Consider the following 16,444-nt stretch of genomic DNA (forward strand, 5'->3'; position numbering starts at 1 on the left):
GCCCGCGGCGATCGCCGCGACGGCAGGGACGTAATTCGTCGAGGCCGATGGTCCAGCCTCTACAGTGCCAGGCGATTTCCGCATCGTTCCGCACCGCACAACCGGCGACCGCCCGCCCGATCGCAGCGCGCGTGCGATCTCGGCGAGCATCGGTCCGGAAATCGTCCGGCGCTTGCCCTGTAGGTCGAACCGGCGAATCGGCATCACGGGAGGTGACGGATCGCCGGCCCGCACCCGCCCGGTGGGTCGCAACTTGCGCGGGGCGCTGGTAAGGCGTTCGTCATGCGAAGCGTCCGTGTCGTGCCCCTGTTCGAAACCCCGGTCTACTCGCTCGTCGTGCCCGATCACGCCGCGCTCGATGCGGCCCTGCGAGCGGCCATCCTGAGCCGTCGCGCCGGGGAACGCAGCGTCAGCCTGTCCAACGTCGGCGGATGGCAGTCGTCCGCGAACATGTCCGGCTGGGGCGGAGAGGCGGCGGCCGGGCTGGCCCGCCACGTCGCCGGCCTGTGCAATACGGTCGTGTCGCGAATGCACGCGCCGGGCGCGCCCGGGGTCGAGTGGCAGTGCGAGATGTGGGCGAACGTGAACGAGGCGGGCCATTCCAACCAGAGCCACTGGCACCCCGGCTCGTTCCTTTCGGCGGTCTATTACGTCGATAACGGCTATGGCGGGTCGGACGATCGGTCGCTGGGTGGCGAGCTGGTGTTCATCGATCCACGCATGCCCTACTTGCGGATGCGGACCCCGGACCTGCGCCATCGCGGCGCCGATGGCAGCGCCGACGAACAGGAGACGTGGATGCGGCCGCAGCCGGGGATGCTCGTCGTCTTTCCCTCGTTCCTCGCCCATTCGGTTCGGCCGTATCAGGGTGCTGGAACCCGGATCTCGATCGCCGTCAATATGCTCGTGCGGCACGAGGCGCGCTGACATGACACCGTCGCTCTCGGTGAACCCGCTGTTCGCCACGTCGCTGGCCGTCACCACGCTCGCGCCAGACGAGGTGCCCGTCCTGCACGATGCGATCACCGCCGCCCGCCTGGGCGAAACCGTCCGCGCCGCCCCCCGTCCCGGCCAGGGCTGGCAATCGGGCGACGACATGGCGCGCTGGCGAGCGCCCGCCGTTGCGGCATTGTCCCGCCGGCTCGTTGCCTTGGCCGGGCAGCTTACGGCCGATGTCGGCGCTGTCGGGTCACCGCGTTACGACTGGTCGGTCTTCCTGCGCGGCAACATCCTGCGCGACGGGGAATCGCTCACCGCGAGGCATCGGCCCGACGCTTTCTGGGGTGGCCTCTGCTTCATCGCGGATGGCTATGGCGGCAGCGGGGATACGGCAGCGGGCGGCGAAGTCGAAATCGAGGACCCCCGCCTCCCCGCCACGCTGATGGAGGCGCCCGACCTGCGCCTACGCCTGCAGCCGGGGCGGGACGGAACGACTTATCGGGAAACCGTGCGGATACGGCCGGCGGCCGGCCAGTTGCTGCTCTATCCAGCGTGGCTGCGGATCGCCCATCGCCCGTTCCACGGCATGGTCGAGCGCATCTGGATCACGGTCGATCTCGTCGCGCACCGCCGCAGCGTGGCGGAAACCGGGCCGGCCCCACGAAGCATCCCGGCATGAGCGCCGGCAGCCCTACACGAACCCTCGACGTCCTGTTCGGGCAGGCCGACATCGCCACGCGCGAAGGCCGGCTGGCCGATGCGATCGCGGCCTACCGGGCGATCCTGGACATTGCCCCGCACGACCCGCGCGCGCTGAACGCGATTGGCAACCGCCTCCTCAGCACCGGCGACGCGACCGACGCTGCCCGATACCTGCAACGGGCGGTGGAGGCAGACCCCGCTGCGCCGCCGATCTGGCTGAACCTGAGCTTCGCGCTGCGCGCCGCCGGACGGCACCACGAGGAACTGGCGGCGATTGACCGGGCGCTGACCCTTGACCCCTATTTCCTCGTCGCCCTTCTTCACAAGGCGCAATGGTTCGAGCGTCACGATCGCGCCGGCGAGGCGGTTCGCGTCTATCGCGCGCTGCTTGCCGCCGCGCCTGCGCTGTCGACGCTTGCGCCGGGGCTGAGGCAGGCGCTCGAACACGGTCAGGCGTTGATCGCGCAGGAAGACGAGGGCATCGCCACGGCGATCGCGGCGCAGGTCGATGGCGAAGCGATCGCCTCGGAGCGGATCCGGCACTGTTTCGATGCACTCGCCGGGCGGCGCAGGATCTATGTCCAGCAGCCGGCGGGCCTGCACATCCCCTATCTTCCCGCGATCCAGTTCTTCGATCGTGCCCTGCTGCCGTGGCTGGCGGAACTGGAGGCGGCCACCGCGATCGTCCGGGACGAGTATCTCGGACTGCTAGCCGGCGCGCTGGAGAACACGCCTTACGTGCAGGTCGCCGCCGGGCAGCCGGTGAACCAGTGGGCCAAGCTGAACAACTCGCTGGACTGGGGCGCACACTTCCTGTGGAGAGATGGCCGGCCCGTCCCCGCCGTGCTGGAACGGTGCCCGCGTACGGCGGCTCTCCTTGGCCGGCTGCCACTGCTGGACGTGCCGTTGCGCGGGCCGAATGTGATGTTCTCCACGCTTCGGCCGCATACCCACATCCCGCCCCATACCGGCGTGACGAACATGCGGGCGGTGGTGCATCTTCCGCTGCTGATTCCCTCCGGATGCCGCTTCCGCGTCGGCTCGGAGACGCGGCCCTGGACGATCGGCAGCGCCTTCGTGTTCGACGATACGATCGAGCATGAGGCATGGAACGACAGCGACGAGATCCGCGTCGTGATGATCCTCGATATCTGGAACCCGTTCCTCGACGATGCGGAGAAAGCATCGTTGCGTGCCGCGAGCCGGGCGATCAGCGCATTCGGCGGCGCTTGAGGCGCTATTCCACGCGCAGGCCACGCACCCCTTTGGCGCCGTCGATCCGGATGAAGAAGCTGTTCAGCGCACCGCTGCGGATCACCACCGGCCGGCCGACGCGCGGATCGACCGTACCGGGCTCGGTCTCACGCCAGCGCATGCCGTTGTCGAGCACGATCTCCCACTTGCCGTACCCTATGCTCCGCACGCCGACGATCTTCGCCTCGATCTGTTCGGGGGTTTCCAGCCGGGTGCGGCTGCCGACGATCGGCAGCCTGAGCGCGCCGAACCCGAAGAAGCCTTTGCTGGTTTCGCGAAGCTGCGCACGATCGGCCACGACGACGTCGCCCGATTTCTCCGCGCTCTCGAACGCGGCGATCTTGCTGTCGTAGCAGGCGAGCCGCGCGGCCGGATCGGTGATCGCCCGGCAATCGAGCAGCAGGCGGTAGGCGGAAGCCGGCGACGGCACCGGCGGCGCGGCATGGCCGATCGCAGGGAGAATGAGCAAGGCCGCGAAGAACGGTCGTCCGATGGTCACCCGCATTGCCCTGCTCCCCGATAATGCCCTCGGGGTACGGCGCATCCCGGTCCGACTCAAGCGACATGGTGGTGGCCACCACCATAACTGTTGCAATCGTGCGACAGCCGGCAGGCTATCGGCATGAGCGGAACTGATCGCTTTACAGCGCATGAATGGAGCGCAAAAAGTACGTCATTCCGAAACCTTGGCAAAGGGATGAGGCGAAGCGGGCAGGGATCAGGGTTCTGCCGCGCGATCTCAAAACGTCGCCACGTTGCCGTTCGGACCTCAACAGGGGAAGTTTGTCGTATGATTGGTAATCGCAAGATGGACATCGCGCTGCGCAGCAGCACGGCGTCGCTGGCCCTCGGACTCATGATCGTGTCGAGCCAGGCACTGGCGCAGGCTGCGCCGCCGAGCACGGTGGTGCCGGTTACGACCGGTGAAGCGACCGGCAGCGCCGCCGATAACGAGATCGTGGTCACCGGCTCGCGTATCGCGCGTCCCGATCTTGAGTCGTCCAGCCCGATCAACGTCGTCAGCGCGGCGGACATCGCCCTGAAGTCCGGCTCGGCCAACATCGAGAACGTGCTGAACGACCTGCCGCAGGTCACCGCCACGCAGTCCGGCACCTCGAACAACCCCGGCGGCGGCGTCGCCACCGTCAACCTGCGCAACCTCGGCAGCCAGCGCACGCTCGTGCTCGTGAACGGCCGTCGCTACATGTCGTACGACGTCAATCAGGTCGTTGATCTCAACACCATCCCGAGCTCGCTGATCGAGCGCGTGGACGTGCTGACCGGCGGCGCATCGGCGGTCTACGGTTCCGACGCGGTCGGCGGCGTCGTCAACTTCGTGCTGAAGCATGACTTCTCGGGTGTCGAGCTGAACAGCAGCTACGAACTCACCGAGCGCGGCGACGGCCAGATTTTCGACATCAACGGCACCATCGGCTCGAACTTCGACGACAATCGCGGCAACGTCACGCTGTATGCCGGCTACACGAAGCGCCGCCCCACGCTGGCCGGCGACCGCTCCTTCTCGCGTGACGCGCTCAGCGACGTCATCAACGCCGATGGTTCGCGGTCGCTGATCGCAGCCGGCGGCTCGCCTTCCGTGCCGGAAGGCCGCATCACCGTGGCCGGCCTCGGCGCCGCGCTCGGCCAGCGGACGGGCCCAGGCTGCGCCACCGCCGCCGCGCTCAACAACCAGGTGTTCGCCCAGAACGGGTCAACCCGCTGCTATACCGCGGCGGACGGCTACAATTTCGCGCCGATCAACTATCTGCAGGTGCCGCAGGAGCGTTTCATCGTTTCGGCGCAGGCGCAGTATGAGATCAGCGAGCACTTCACGCCGTACATGGAGGCGCAGTTCGCCAACAACCGCGTGGTCAACCAGCTCGCCGCGACGCCGATCACCAGCGGCACGCCCTTCGCCGCCAGCCCGTCCGGCACGATCGGCGCGATCCCGCTGCAGGTAAACTCGCCGTTCTTCGCGCCCGCGCTGCAGAACGCGTTGCGCACGCTGGACACCGACGGCAACGGCTACGTCAACGGCACCTTCAACTTCCGCACCACGCAGATCGGGCCGCGCGCAAACTTCGACGAGCGCAACGCCTTCCGCGTTCTGGGTGGCCTGAAGGGCGATATCGGCGCCGGCTTCAGCTACGATGGCTACTACATGTACTCGCGGACGAAGAACTCGCAGCGCCAGCTCGGCAACGTGCAGGTCGACCGCTTCATCGACGCCGTCACGACGAGCGGCACCGGCGCCAGCTTCGGTTGCGCCAGCGGCAACACCGGCTGTGCACCGGCCAACATCTTCGGCCTGAACAACCTCAGCCAGGCCGCGATCGACTACATCTCGGTCGGCGCGACCAACCTTGAGGAATATACGACGCAGGTGGCGAGCGTCGCCGTTACCAACCCGAGCGTGTTCGATCTGGGCGCGGGCGGCGTCGGCATCGCCTTCGGTGCCGAATATCGCAGCGAGCGTGGCCGGATCGATCCGGACACCAACCTGGCGTCGGGAAACGTGGCGGGCTTCAACCCGGGCCAAGCGACCGCCGGCGGCTATCACACGCGTGACTTCTTCGGTGAAATCAACGTGCCGCTGCTGCGCGACAACATCGTCCACCGCCTGAACGTCAACGCTGCCGCGCGTCAGACGAAATACTCCAACGCACCGGGCAACGTCTTCACCTGGGCCGCCGGCGCCGAACTCGCGCCGATCCGCGACATCACGTTCCGCGGCAACTACCAGCGCGCCATCCGTGGCCCCAGCGTGAACGAGTTGTTCCTCGGCAACACGGTGTCGTTCGCCGGCAACGCCGATCGCTGCGGCACCGCTGCGGCAGTTCCCGCCGGTCAGCTGCGCGACATCTGCCTCGCGCAGGGCGTTCCCGCCACATCGCTCGGCGATATCGCGATCCAGGATCCGAACAACGTCAACCCGGTCACCTTCCTGGGCGGCAACTCCCAGCTGCGCGAGGAAAAGGCAGACAACTGGACTGCCGGTGTCGTGGTCCAGCCTTCCTTCGTTCCACGCCTGACGTTCACGGTCGATTATTATAGCATCAAGATCAAGAATGCGATCTTCTCGGGTGTCGGCACGCAGACGATCGGCGACCAGTGCTTCGGCGGGTTCAACCAGGCGTTCTGCTCACTGATCCAGCGTAACATCAACGGCGAGATCGAGACGTTCAGCGATCGCTACCTCAACAGCGGCGGCCTGAAGAACCGCGGCATCGACGTGACCGGCGGCTACTCGATGCCCCTCTCGGGCTTCCTGAGCAGCGACGCCAAGCTGAGCTTCTCCTTCTCGGGTACGCGTCTGCTGAAGTACGACATCACGCCCGTCGCCGGCACCACCTACGAGTGCGAAGGCGCGTTCGGCCTCAACTGCGGCGTTCCCACGCCGAAGTGGCGTCACTCGCTGCGCACCACCTTCGGTGTGCAGAAGGCTAGCCTCTCGGTTCAGTGGCGCTATCTGGGCAAGGTTCGTGACGACAACCCCGATATCACCTACGCAACCGAGCGTCTGAAGGCGCAGAACTACTTCGACTTCACCGCTTCCTTCGAGGCGACGGAGAACTTCACCCTCAATGCCGGCGTGAGCAACGCGTTCGACAAGCGCCCGCCGCTCTCGGCCAGCGGCCAGAATGGCGGCAACGGCGAGCAGTCGAATACCTACCCGACCGCCTATGACGTGCTCGGCCGGTCGTTCTTCGTCTCCGGCAAGATGAGCTTCTGATCCGGTTTTAACCCGGCTATCGAAGGGGCGGCGCGGCAACGTGCCGCCCCTTTTCGTTCGCCACGCGCCGGCTGCCGGCGATCAGGAGTACGATGTCTTCATTCGATACCGCGCTCGCCGCTGCGTTCGATCTCTACCGCAAGGGCGATCTGGCAGGCGCGACCGCTGCCTCCCGCCGCCTCCTCGCCCAGAAACGGCACGATCCGCGCCTGTCCGCACTGGCGGGGATGGTCGCCCTCCAGTCGGGCGCGGCAGGCGAGGCGGTGAGCTATCTCCGCCAGGCGCTCGCGGCGACGCCGGACAGTCTGCCGCTCCGCATCAACCTTGCCTTCGCGCTCGTGCAGACCGGGCAACTCGACGAAGCCAGGACGGTCGCCTCACGAGGGGACGACGTGGCGTTGTGGCGCATCGTCGCCTTCGTCGACCAGCAACAGGGGCATGATCCGGCGGCGATCCGGGGCTTTCGCCGCGTGCTCGCCGCCTTCCCGCAGGATTACGAGAGCTGGAGCAACCTGGGCGTGCTTCTGTTCCGCAAAGATGACGTGGCCGGGGCGGAGGCGGCATTCCGGCAGGCGCTCGCGCTGAACCCCGCCGATCGCGACACCTGCCTGCATCTGGAAACCCTGCTCGACGGGCTGGGCAGGCAGGCGGAGCGGCAGGCACTGCTGCGCGACGCGGTGGGCCGGGTCCCCGACGATGCGGACCTGCTCGTCCGGCTCGGGCTGGCCGAGGGGGCGATGGATGATTTCGCCGCGGCCGAAGCCGCCTATCTCGCCGCGTTGCGCCTCGCGCCCTTATATCCGCTCGCCTATCTCGAATATGGCATGTTGCTGGAGCGGCTGAACCGGCTGGACGATCTCGACCACCTGATCGCGCAGGCTGGAACGCGCGGCGTGGCGGGCGCGGAAATCGACTATCTTGCCGCATGGGCGCTCCGCCGCGCAGGGCGATTTGCAGAGGCCGGATCACGGGCGCGGAAGATCGACGGCGGCATCGACCCGGGCCGACTGGCTCAACTCCGCGGCGAGATAGCCGATGCCCTCGGCGATACCGACGCGGCATTCGCCGCCTTCACCGCGATGAACGACGCATCCGCCGCAACGGCCGCCAGCGCACGCGCGAGGGCCTCCGGTTTCCCGGACGAGGTTGCCGCCACGATCCGACGCCTCGCGCCCGCCTCAGTGGCAGGCTGGACTACCGCCTCGCCGGTGGCCTCGTCCCCCGCGCCGATCTTTATCGTGGGTTTCCCCCGTTCCGGCACCACCCTGCTCGACACGCTGCTGATGAACGCGCCGGAGCTGCATGTGATGGAGGAGGTGCCCGTCGTCGAACGGCTCGAGAAGCGGCTCGGCGATCCGGCCCGGATCGCCACGCTCTCGGACGACGAGGCGACGGAACTGCGCGCCGCCTATTTCGAGATTCAGCAGGAATTCTCCCCGAGGGCATCCGTGCACCAGCGCGTCGTCGACAAGTTTCCGATCAACATGGTGCGCGCTGCGCTGATCCATCGCATTTTTCCCGATGCCAGGTTTGTCTTCGTCGAGCGTCACCCCTGCGACGCGGTATTGAGCTGTTTCATCTCACGCTTCCAGATCAACCGGGCGATGGTGCATTTTCAGGATCTCGCAGCGGCCGCGCGCCTGTACGATCTGGCCTCGACGGCGTGGCACGCCACGGTCGATCGGTTGCCGATCAGGGTGCATCGCGTACGGTACGAACGCATGGTCACCGACCTTGCGCCCGAGCTTCGCGCCATGCTCGACTTCATCGACGTGCCCTGGCGCGACGGGATGATGGACAACCGCGGTGCGGCACGGAAACGGCAGCACATCGCGACGCCCAGCTATTCCCAGGTCACGAAGCCGCTCTATGCCAGCGCGATCGGACGATGGACGCGCTATCGCACGCAGATGTCGCCCGTCATCCCTGTCCTCCATCCTTGGATCGAGCGCATGGGGTACGCCCTCTAGCGCCGCACCGGGTCAGCCCGCCATACCCGCACGATCGTCGGCAGCGCGCAGCCAGCCGGTGATCGCGAGACGGCGGCAGGCGGCGGCTGGGGCGACGGGCGATACGCTGTGCATCTGCGGCACGGCGAACACGTCAAGCGTGTTGAAGCCGGGCATGTGGCCGCTGACCGCGCCGTCAGCCCCGTGGAACAGCAGCAGCCCGCCCCATTCCACGCGCCATACCGGCGTCAGGCCGATGACATAAGCCGCCCGGCGCCGTTTGCCCGCCACTGCATCGTCGTGGCCGGTCAGGAAGTCACCGCTCGAATAGGCCGTCGCCTGGCCATCGGCATAATCCACGTCCACCGCCCCGGTGATGCGACGGAGTATATCCCGCATCGTGCCGGTCGATAGCCAGTGGGTCAGCCCGCCCAGGGAATTGCCGGTCGCGTCGGCCGCCTCGCCACGATTGCCGTCGGGCAGGCGCAGCGACTCGTAGCGATACTGGAAGCCGCTCCGCGCGCCCTGCCACACCGCGTCGTCGAGATCCCGCATCCTGGCGGCCGACATCCCGGCACGGGTGGCGCGATCGAGTTCGAACAGCTTGTCGCCGCTGTTGATGAGCTGCCGCCAGTCCTGCCTTGCGTCGAGCCGCGCGTGCAATGCACCGGCGACCTTTGCATCCAGGAACTCGTGGATGCGTACCCGGCCAATCTCGGCGAACCGCGCGGCAAGAGCGTCAACATCGTGCGCAAGGCCAAGCGCGAACTGCGGGAAAGCGGTTGCCGGCTCATCCGTCACGATCATGGCCCCGCTCCCGCCCGCCGATGCCCCGTCACCGGTCGAAGCGTCGCGAATGGCCGATACCATAGCGCATGTCGCAAGCCGACGGGTTGGCCGGGATCCCCGGCTCGAACTGCATACGACGCTGGATCGACACGCACGACCAAAATTCTGCCGATCGAGCTTTGCGACCATGTGATCGCGGCTGGCGCAGGAGGGTGCGACGCATCGCAGGGCTGCCCCGAGCGCATCGGACGCAATCTGCCTGCGGGGTCGCTGGATGGGTGCGCCGCAGATCGACGCGCGCGCCGCCGTCCTCCGGGCCGCGCCGGATAAGCGGACCGGCACCAAGGCCGTCCCGCCTCAGCCGCTCGACCGTGCGTGGAGAGCGCGAACCTCGTCGGCAAGGGCCGGCACCGGGCCGCTCACCACCGCCCCCGGCACCACATCGGTGATGCGAAGCGGCGCGATGCCGAGCGGTGGCCTGCCGAGTTCGCGCATCCACTCGCCCAACTGCACCGTAGAGGTCGCATAGACGATCCGCCCCAGCCCCGCGAGGCCATGCGCCGCCGCGCACATCGCGCAATGCTCGCCCGACGTGTACACGACGGTGTGGCGTCGCTCCTCCGGCGACAGGTGCGCAGCCGCCCAGCGCGCGATCGCGAACTCCGGATGGCGCGTCGGATCGCCGCCGCCGGTACGGTTGCGGTCCTCGAACAGGACCGCGCCGTCGCGTGATACCAGCAACGAGCCGAACGGCTGGTCGCCCGCATCGACGGCCTCCGCCGCCAGCGCGACGCAGCGTCGCAGGTGCCGCATGTCGGTATCGTTCATTCCGTTCCTCGCTGTCGGGTCCACCGACGATGCGGTTGCGGCAGCCGGATCATGCCTCGCGGATATCCGGGAAGCTGTAGGTCGACGGTTCGCCCTCCGCCGTGCCGGTCGCGAATATGGCGACGTCGCCTGCCACCACCTCCTGCCGCGCCCACCGATCCCAGCCGATGTGGATGAAGTCGGGCACGCCGAACACCCGGACGGCCCGACCATATTCGTCGCCGCGGAAGCCGACGAAATGCAGCGCCATGCCTCCGGCCCTCAGGCTACCCCCTCGCGGCGCGCGCCCACGATCATGCGCCGTGCGATCGCCCGCACCGCCTCGTCGTCCTTGTCGGCACCGTCGGCCGGATCGCCGAGATGATCGAGGCTGCCCTCCAGAAAGTCGAGCAGCCCGGGCTGCCCCGCCTCGACATATTCCATCAGCTTGAACAGCAGATGCTCGGTCGCGATCTCGCGGCGGCGGGTCTGGGTGGCCGGGTCGGTCATCATGCGGTCTCCGTGTCGTTCAGCGACCGGAACGCCCGAGCATCACGGTCGGCACCGTGCGCGCCCGATCACCCGGCAATCGGAATCCGACGACGGATCGGGCGGTCCTGCTACCCGGCCACCTTGCGCAGGATGCGCGAGAGCTGCTCAACCGAATATGGCTTGTGGAGCAGTTCGAAGCCGTGGGTGCCGTCCTGCGCCAGCACGTTGCTGTAGCCCGAGGTCAGGACGACCGGAAGATCGGGGTACCGCGCCCGGATTTCCTTGCCCAGTTCGATCCCGTTCATGCCCGGCATCACCACATCGGAAAAGACGATGTCGATCCGCGAGGCATCCTTCGCCAGCTCGGCCAGCGCTTCCTGCGCGTTGGCCGCCCATACCGTCACATAGCCCAGTTCGGCGAGCGACTGGGTGGTGAACGTCCCGACCTCCGAATTGTCCTCGACGACCAGCACGCAGGTGCCATGCCCATCCGCCAGCGCCTCGACCGCCTCGCCGGCCGGCACGATCTCTTCTTCCTCGGCACGCGGCAGGTACAGCGTGAAGGTGGTGCCCCGACCCACCTCGCTCTCGACGACGATGTCGCCGTCCGACTGCTTGGCGAAGCCGAACACCTGGCTGAGGCCGAGGCCAGTGCCCTGGCCGACGCCCTTGGTCGTGAAGAACGGCTCGAAGATCCGTTCCAGCTTGTCGGGGGCGATGCCCGATCCGGTGTCGGTCATCGAGATCGCGACATACTGCCCCTCGACGGCGGGATGCGAGCGGACGGCCGGAATGAACGCGGCGGGCCGCACCGCGATGTCGATGCGCCCGGCACCGTCCATCGCGTCGCGCGCGTTCACCGCCATGTTCACCAGCGCGGTATCGAGCTGGCTGGGATCGACGTTGGTGAAGCACGCCGTCTCCGGCAGATCGATGCCGATCCGGATCCTCGACCCGGTCAGCGTGCCCAGCATATCCGAAATGACGGTCAGGCTCTGGCCCACGTCGATGACTTCGGGCCGCAGGGCCTGGCGCCGCGCGAAGGCAAGGAGCTGGCCCGTCAGCTTGGCCGCGCGATCGGCGGTGTCGGAGATCGCGTCGATGTAGCGCGCCTGCCGCTCGGGGGTGAGATCGGGGCGCTTGAGCAGGTCGGTGGCCGAGCGGATGACGGTGAGCAGGTTGTTGAAGTCATGCGCGACGCCGCCGGTCAGCTGGCCGACCGCCTCCATCTTCTGCGACTGGCGCAGCGCATCCTCGGCATGTTGCAGCTCGCCCGTGCGGGCGACCACCTGCTGTTCGAGCGAGGCGGCGAGTGCTGCCAGCGCCTGCTCCGTCCGCCGCCGCTCGGTCGCGATCCTCGTCCGCTCGGCGACCTCGCGGGCGAACATGATCTCGTCCGCCCGCCAGCGCCGCGCCCGGCCGCTCGCCAGGTAGAGCATGGCGACGAGTCGCCCGTTCTCCATGATCGGCATGTTGATGATGGCCCGGGCGTTGACCGCTTCCAGTGCCTCGGTGGTCCGCGCGGTGCGGGGATCGAGACGGACGTCCTCGATGCAGATTTCCTCGCCGCGCTTCATGTCGTCGACGTAGGAGCCGAAATCGCGCAGGTCGTAGATGCCGGAAAGCTGGCTGACGCCGGGTGCCGTCCAGTCGCGCGTCACCGTGACCTCGTCGGTGGCCGCATCGATCCCGCCATAGCCCACCCGGCTCAGATCGATCGTCCGGCCGATGATCGAGGCGGCGGCAAAGGAGATGTCGTCGGGGCACTCGGTGTCGCGGAACATGTCGCCGAGCTCGACCAGCGCGGCCCGCGTGATGTCGCTGCGGCGCTGGTCGGTGATGTCGGTCGAGACGCCCGCGATGCGCAGCGCCTTGCCGTTCGCATCGAAGAAGGGCTGGCCGCGCGAACCGATCCAGCGCAGTTCGCCGTCGTCGTGGCGATGAATGCGGTACACGACATCATAGTCCGTACCTTCCTCCACGCAGCGACGGGATTCGTCGACGCTGAGCGCCCGGTCGTCGGGGTGGATGGCAGCCAGCCGGTCCGCATAGGTGAACGGCTGGTCGACCGGCCTGCCGAAGATTTCCTTGCACGTCTCGGACGCCGTCAGCCGCTGGGTCTCGATCTCGAGGCTCCAGGTACCGAACCGGGCGGCCTTCAGGGTGAAGGCCAGCTCGCGCTCCTGCTCCTGCTGCACGCGCAGCCGGTCCGTCAGCTCGGCCATCAGCGATGCGTTGCTGGTTTCCAGCCCCTTCAGGCGCTCCCGTTCGAGCGTGACATCGACCTGGCTGGCGAAGAAATAGGCCAGCACCCCGTCGGTATCGTACACCGGCGCCATCAGCAGGCGGTTCCAGAACGTCTCCCCGTCCTTGCGATGGTTCTGGATGTCGATCTCGATCGACTCCACCCGGCGCACGGCCTCGCGGATTCTGGCGACCGTCTCGCGGTCGGTTTTCGGCCCCTGCAGGAAGCGGCAGTTCCGGCCAAGGATCTCCTCCCGCTCGTACCCGCTGAGGCGACAGAAGGCGTTGTTGGTGAAGACGACGGGATTGTCGTGGAGCCGGGGATTGGTGATGATCATCGGCATCCGCGTGGCACGAACCGCGGCCACGAACGGATCGGTGCCGAGATCCTGCCCGATCAGCTCGGCCGCGATCCGTTCGGCATCGGCAGTCATCTTCGGCGCGGTCTCGACGGCGCGGTCGGTCGTATCGGTCACGTCGTCACTCGTCGGTTGCGGCCAAGTGCCGGGATTAGGCGATACCCCCCTTGTCCGCAACGTCGGGCGTGGGCGAGGCGCTACTTTGGTCGCAAGCCGGCACGCTCCCGCTGCCCCGTAGAACCGGCCGTCCGGACCTTCGGGGCTGGTCTTGCATGACATATCCTCTATGCTGGATATATGGATAATGATTCGGCCATCGTGGCGCTCGGCGCGCTCGCACAGGGGACGCGTCTCGATGTGTTCCGGCTGCTCGTGCGGCATGAGCCGGACGGCTTGGCCGCCGGCGAGATCGCCCGCCGGCTGGACGTGCCGCAGAACACCATGTCCGCGCATCTCGGCATTCTCGCGCGCGCCGGCATCGTCCGCTCCGAGCGGCATAGCCGGTCGATCATATACCGCGCCGATCTGGACGGGCTGCGCGCGCTGACGCTGTTCCTCGTCAAGGACTGCTGCGCCGGATCGCCTGAACTGTGCGCGCCGCTCCTGGCCGAACTCACCCCCTGCTGCTGAAAGGACGCCCACCATGAGCTGGAACGCGGCCGTCGATATCGTGATCTATCACAACCCCGCGTGCGGCACGTCGCGCAACACGCTGGCGATGATCCGCAACGCCGGCATCGAGCCGCATGTGATCGAGTATCTGAAGACGCCGCCCTCGCGCGCGCTGCTGGTCGAACTGATCGACCGTGCCGGGATCACCCCTCGCGATCTGCTGCGCGAGAAGGGCACGCCCTATGCGGAACTGGGCCTTGGTGACGTCACGCTGTCCGACGATGCGCTGGTGGACGCGATGATGGCGCATCCGGTCCTCATCAACCGGCCGCTGATCGTCTCGCCGCTCGGCGTGAAGCTGTGCCGTCCGTCCGAGGCCGTGCTCGATCTGCTGCCCGCGCCGCAACGGGGTGCGTTCGCCAAGGAAGACGGCGAACGGGTGGTGGACGCATCGGGCCAGCGCATCGCCTGATGGTGCTCGCGCTCGCCATCTTCATCGTCACGATCGCGCTGGTCATCTGGCAACCCAAAGGGTTGGGCATCGGGTGGAGTGCACTGGGCGGCGCGGCGATCGCGCTGCTCGTCGGGGTCGTCTCGCTCTCCGATGTGCCGGTGGTGTGGGACATCGTCTGGAACGCGACCGCGACGTTCGTCGCGATCATCATCGTCAGCCTGTTGCTCGATGAAGCCGGGTTCTTTGAGTGGGCGGCGCTCCATGTCGCGCGCTGGGGCCGGGGGCATGGTCGCCGGCTGTTCGTGCTGATCGTCCTGCTCGGCGCGGCGGTGTCGGCGCTGTTCGCCAACGATGGCGCGGCCCTGATCCTGACGCCGATCGTGATCGCGATGCTGCGTGCGCTGGGATACAGGGATCGGGCGACGCTGGCGTTCGTCATGGCGGCGGGGTTCATCGCCGATACCGCCAGTCTGCCGCTCGTCGTCTCCAACCTCGTCAACATCGTGTCGGCCGACTTCTTCCGCGTCGGTTTCGCCGATTATGCGTCGGTGATGCTGCCGGTCGATCTGGCGTCGATCGCTGCGACGCTCATCGTGCTGCTGCTGTTCTTCCGCAGCGACATACCGGCGGGCTATGACGTGACGCAGTTCCGCGCTCCTTCGGCAGCGATCCGGGACCGTGCCACGTTCAGAGCGGGCTGGGTCGTTCTCGCCTTGCTGCTCGCCGGCTTCTTCCTGCTCGAACCCCTCGGCGTGCCGGTCAGCGCCGTTGCCGCTGCCGGCGCGGTCCTCCTGCTCGTCATCGCGTCGCGTGGGTCTGTCATCCAGACGCGCAAGGTGCTGGCGGGCGCGCCATGGCAGGTCGTGATCTTCTCGCTCGGCATGTATCTGGTCGTCTACGGCCTGCGAAACGCGGGGCTGACCGATCATCTTGCCGGCGTGCTCGATCGCACCGCGCAAGGCGGCGTGTGGGGCGCCGCGTTCGGGACCGGTATCATCGCCGCCCTCCTGTCGTCGGTGATGAACAATATGCCGACCGTGCTGGTGGGCGCGCTGTCGATCGACGCGACGCACGCCACGGGCACGATCAGGGAAGCGATGATCTACGCCAACGTGATCGGTTGCGACCTCGGGCCCAAGATCACGCCGATCGGTTCGCTCGCGACGCTGCTGTGGCTGCACGTCCTCGGGCAAAAGGGTATCCGCATCGGCTGGGGCTATTACTTCAAGGTCGGCGCGACACTGACGATTCCCGTGCTGCTGGTGACACTCGCCGCGCTCGCCATAAGGCTCAGTCTGTAATGCCGCTTCGCACACTCTCCGATCCCGACCACCTTCCCGCGCTCGATCGCCGCTATGCGCTCGACCGTCCCGCCCTCGGGTTGGGCGCTGGTGATCCACCTCCGCGCATCCTGCTGCTTTACGGCTCCCTGCGCGAGCGGTCCTTCTCACGGCTTTGCGTCGAGGAAGCCGCCCGCCTGCTGCAATTCTTCGGCTGCGAGACGCGCATCTTCGACCCCGCCACGCTGCCGCTGCCCGATCAGGTGACGGGCGACGATCATCCGGCCGTTCACGAGCTGCGCAACCTGTCGATGTGGTCGGAAGGGCATGTGTGGTGTAGCCCGGAGCGTCACGGCCAGATCACCGGCATCATGAAGCTGCAAGTCGATCACCTGCCGCTGGCGATCGGCGGGATGCGCCCGACGCAGGGCCGCACGCTCGCCGTCATGCAGGTGTCGGCCGGATCGCAATCGTTCAACAGCGTCAACACGCTGCGCGTCCTCGGCCGCTGGATGCGGATGGTGACGATCCCGAACCAGTCGAGCGTCGCCAAGGCGTTCGACGAGTTCGACGACGCCGGCCGGATGAAGCCGTCCAGCTACTACGACCGGATCGTGGACGTGATGGAGGAACTGGTGCGCTTCACGGTGCTGCTCCGCCCGCACACCGCCCGGCTGGTCGATCGCTACTCCGAGCGCCGGGAGGCCGGAACGCCGATCGACCCGGCAACCGACCTGTCGCACATCGCCACGGCGCCGACCCGCGCAGATCGGGCGGACTGAGACCGATCCATGCCGGGCGACGGCCACCGCGTTCGCGGACCCCATCCG

Annotated in this window: 15 protein-coding genes; 9 read left to right on the top strand and 6 right to left on the bottom strand. The window is 67.5% G+C overall.

From position 1 onward, the window contains the following. The first annotated feature begins 282 nt into the window (after positions 1-282). Genes FOY91_RS09520 through FOY91_RS09530 form a run of 3 tightly spaced genes read left to right on the top strand, consistent with a single transcriptional unit; the run spans position 283 to position 2,874 of the window. The gene (locus FOY91_RS09520) at positions 283-927 is read left to right on the top strand and encodes a TIGR02466 family protein (protein ID WP_145150576.1); all 645 of its coding nucleotides are present in this window, start codon (positions 283-285) and stop codon (positions 925-927) included. A 1-nt stretch (position 928) separates the two neighbouring features. After that, a complete protein-coding gene (locus FOY91_RS09525; protein ID WP_145150579.1) occupies positions 929-1,618 on the top strand; it encodes a putative 2OG-Fe(II) oxygenase in 690 nt (229 codons plus the stop codon). Further along, entirely contained in the window at positions 1,615-2,874 is a 1,260-nt protein-coding gene (locus FOY91_RS09530; RefSeq protein WP_145150582.1) for an aspartyl/asparaginyl beta-hydroxylase domain-containing protein, read from the top strand. Before FOY91_RS09525 ends, FOY91_RS09530 begins: the two co-directional genes overlap by 4 nt. A 4-nt stretch (positions 2,875-2,878) precedes the next feature. On the opposite strand, the gene FOY91_RS09535 is transcribed toward FOY91_RS09530, so the two are convergent. After that, positions 2,879-3,400 (bottom strand): hypothetical protein, encoded by a 522-nt coding sequence (locus FOY91_RS09535; RefSeq protein WP_145150585.1) that lies wholly within the window; start codon positions 3,398-3,400, stop codon positions 2,879-2,881. Between the two features lie 285 nt (positions 3,401-3,685). Here FOY91_RS09535 and FOY91_RS09540 point away from each other — a divergent pair, with 285 nt between their 5' ends. Beyond that, positions 3,686-6,628, top strand: coding sequence for a TonB-dependent receptor domain-containing protein (locus tag FOY91_RS09540; protein ID WP_238995335.1), 2,943 nt, complete (start codon positions 3,686-3,688; stop codon positions 6,626-6,628). A gap of 92 nt (positions 6,629-6,720) precedes the next feature. Then, entirely contained in the window at positions 6,721-8,598 is a 1,878-nt protein-coding gene (locus tag FOY91_RS09545) for a tetratricopeptide repeat-containing sulfotransferase family protein (protein WP_145150588.1), read from the top strand. 12 nt (positions 8,599-8,610) lie between these two features. On the opposite strand, the gene FOY91_RS09550 is transcribed toward FOY91_RS09545, so the two are convergent. The 5 genes from FOY91_RS09550 to FOY91_RS09570 all read right to left on the bottom strand — a co-directional run bounded on the left by FOY91_RS09550 (position 8,611) and on the right by FOY91_RS09570 (position 13,385). Next, complete coding sequence (locus tag FOY91_RS09550) at positions 8,611-9,384, bottom strand: 2OG-Fe(II) oxygenase (RefSeq protein ID WP_145150591.1); 774 nt, start codon at positions 9,382-9,384, stop codon at positions 8,611-8,613. 339 nt (positions 9,385-9,723) lie between these two features. Next, complete coding sequence (locus FOY91_RS09555) at positions 9,724-10,194, bottom strand: nucleoside deaminase (RefSeq protein ID WP_145150594.1); 471 nt, start codon at positions 10,192-10,194, stop codon at positions 9,724-9,726. Positions 10,195-10,243: 49 nt separating this feature from the next. Further along, positions 10,244-10,444, bottom strand: a complete 201-nt coding sequence (locus tag FOY91_RS09560) for a hypothetical protein (protein WP_145150598.1) — start codon at positions 10,442-10,444, stop codon at positions 10,244-10,246. An 11-nt stretch (positions 10,445-10,455) separates the two neighbouring features. Beyond that, positions 10,456-10,686: a hypothetical protein gene (locus FOY91_RS09565; protein WP_145150601.1), complete on the bottom strand. Its 231-nt coding sequence runs from the start codon at positions 10,684-10,686 to the stop codon at positions 10,456-10,458. A 107-nt stretch (positions 10,687-10,793) separates the two neighbouring features. Then, on the bottom strand, positions 10,794-13,385 hold the full coding sequence (locus tag FOY91_RS09570; RefSeq protein ID WP_238995343.1) for a PAS domain-containing protein: 2,592 nt from the start codon (positions 13,383-13,385) through the stop codon (positions 10,794-10,796). Between the two features lie 180 nt (positions 13,386-13,565). Between FOY91_RS09570 and FOY91_RS09575 the strand changes: the two genes are divergently transcribed. From FOY91_RS09575 to arsH, 4 genes are read left to right on the top strand one after another with little or no spacing between them, the layout of a single operon-like run. Continuing rightward, positions 13,566-13,898: an ArsR/SmtB family transcription factor gene (locus tag FOY91_RS09575; protein ID WP_145150604.1), complete on the top strand. Its 333-nt coding sequence runs from the start codon at positions 13,566-13,568 to the stop codon at positions 13,896-13,898. Between the two features lie 13 nt (positions 13,899-13,911). Further along, positions 13,912-14,352, top strand: a complete 441-nt coding sequence (gene arsC / locus FOY91_RS09580) for an arsenate reductase (glutaredoxin) (protein WP_145150607.1) — start codon at positions 13,912-13,914, stop codon at positions 14,350-14,352. Beyond that, positions 14,352-15,635: an arsenic transporter gene (locus FOY91_RS09585; protein ID WP_145150610.1), complete on the top strand. Its 1,284-nt coding sequence runs from the start codon at positions 14,352-14,354 to the stop codon at positions 15,633-15,635. The genes arsC and FOY91_RS09585 overlap by 1 nt, the downstream gene beginning before the upstream one ends. Beyond that, positions 15,635-16,396: an arsenical resistance protein ArsH gene (gene arsH, locus FOY91_RS09590; RefSeq protein WP_145150614.1), complete on the top strand. Its 762-nt coding sequence runs from the start codon at positions 15,635-15,637 to the stop codon at positions 16,394-16,396. The genes FOY91_RS09585 and arsH overlap by 1 nt, the downstream gene beginning before the upstream one ends. The last annotated feature ends 48 nt before the right edge of the window (positions 16,397-16,444 follow it).

The sequence above is a fragment of the Alterirhizorhabdus solaris genome, assembly GCF_007785815.1.
Classification (GTDB): domain Bacteria; phylum Pseudomonadota; class Alphaproteobacteria; order Sphingomonadales; family Sphingomonadaceae; genus Alterirhizorhabdus; species Alterirhizorhabdus solaris.

Bases quoted from the DNA above. Each gene is read 5' to 3' on its own strand.
- FOY91_RS09520 (WP_145150576.1), top strand. From the start codon at position 283: ATGCGAAGCGTCCGTGTCGTGCCCCTGTTCGAAACCCCGGTCTACTCG.
- FOY91_RS09525 (WP_145150579.1), top strand. From the start codon at position 929: ATGACACCGTCGCTCTCGGTGAACCCGCTGTTCGCCACGTCGCTGGCC.
- FOY91_RS09530 (WP_145150582.1), top strand. From the start codon at position 1,615: ATGAGCGCCGGCAGCCCTACACGAACCCTCGACGTCCTGTTCGGGCAG.
- FOY91_RS09535 (WP_145150585.1), bottom strand. From the start codon at position 3,400: ATGCGGGTGACCATCGGACGACCGTTCTTCGCGGCCTTGCTCATTCTC.
- FOY91_RS09540 (WP_238995335.1), top strand. From the start codon at position 3,686: ATGATTGGTAATCGCAAGATGGACATCGCGCTGCGCAGCAGCACGGCG.
- FOY91_RS09545 (WP_145150588.1), top strand. From the start codon at position 6,721: ATGTCTTCATTCGATACCGCGCTCGCCGCTGCGTTCGATCTCTACCGC.
- FOY91_RS09550 (WP_145150591.1), bottom strand. From the start codon at position 9,384: ATGATCGTGACGGATGAGCCGGCAACCGCTTTCCCGCAGTTCGCGCTT.
- FOY91_RS09555 (WP_145150594.1), bottom strand. From the start codon at position 10,194: ATGAACGATACCGACATGCGGCACCTGCGACGCTGCGTCGCGCTGGCG.
- FOY91_RS09560 (WP_145150598.1), bottom strand. From the start codon at position 10,444: ATGGCGCTGCATTTCGTCGGCTTCCGCGGCGACGAATATGGTCGGGCC.
- FOY91_RS09565 (WP_145150601.1), bottom strand. From the start codon at position 10,686: ATGATGACCGACCCGGCCACCCAGACCCGCCGCCGCGAGATCGCGACC.
- FOY91_RS09575 (WP_145150604.1), top strand. From the start codon at position 13,566: ATGGATAATGATTCGGCCATCGTGGCGCTCGGCGCGCTCGCACAGGGG.
- arsC (WP_145150607.1), top strand. From the start codon at position 13,912: ATGAGCTGGAACGCGGCCGTCGATATCGTGATCTATCACAACCCCGCG.
- FOY91_RS09585 (WP_145150610.1), top strand. From the start codon at position 14,352: ATGGTGCTCGCGCTCGCCATCTTCATCGTCACGATCGCGCTGGTCATC.
- arsH (WP_145150614.1), top strand. From the start codon at position 15,635: ATGCCGCTTCGCACACTCTCCGATCCCGACCACCTTCCCGCGCTCGAT.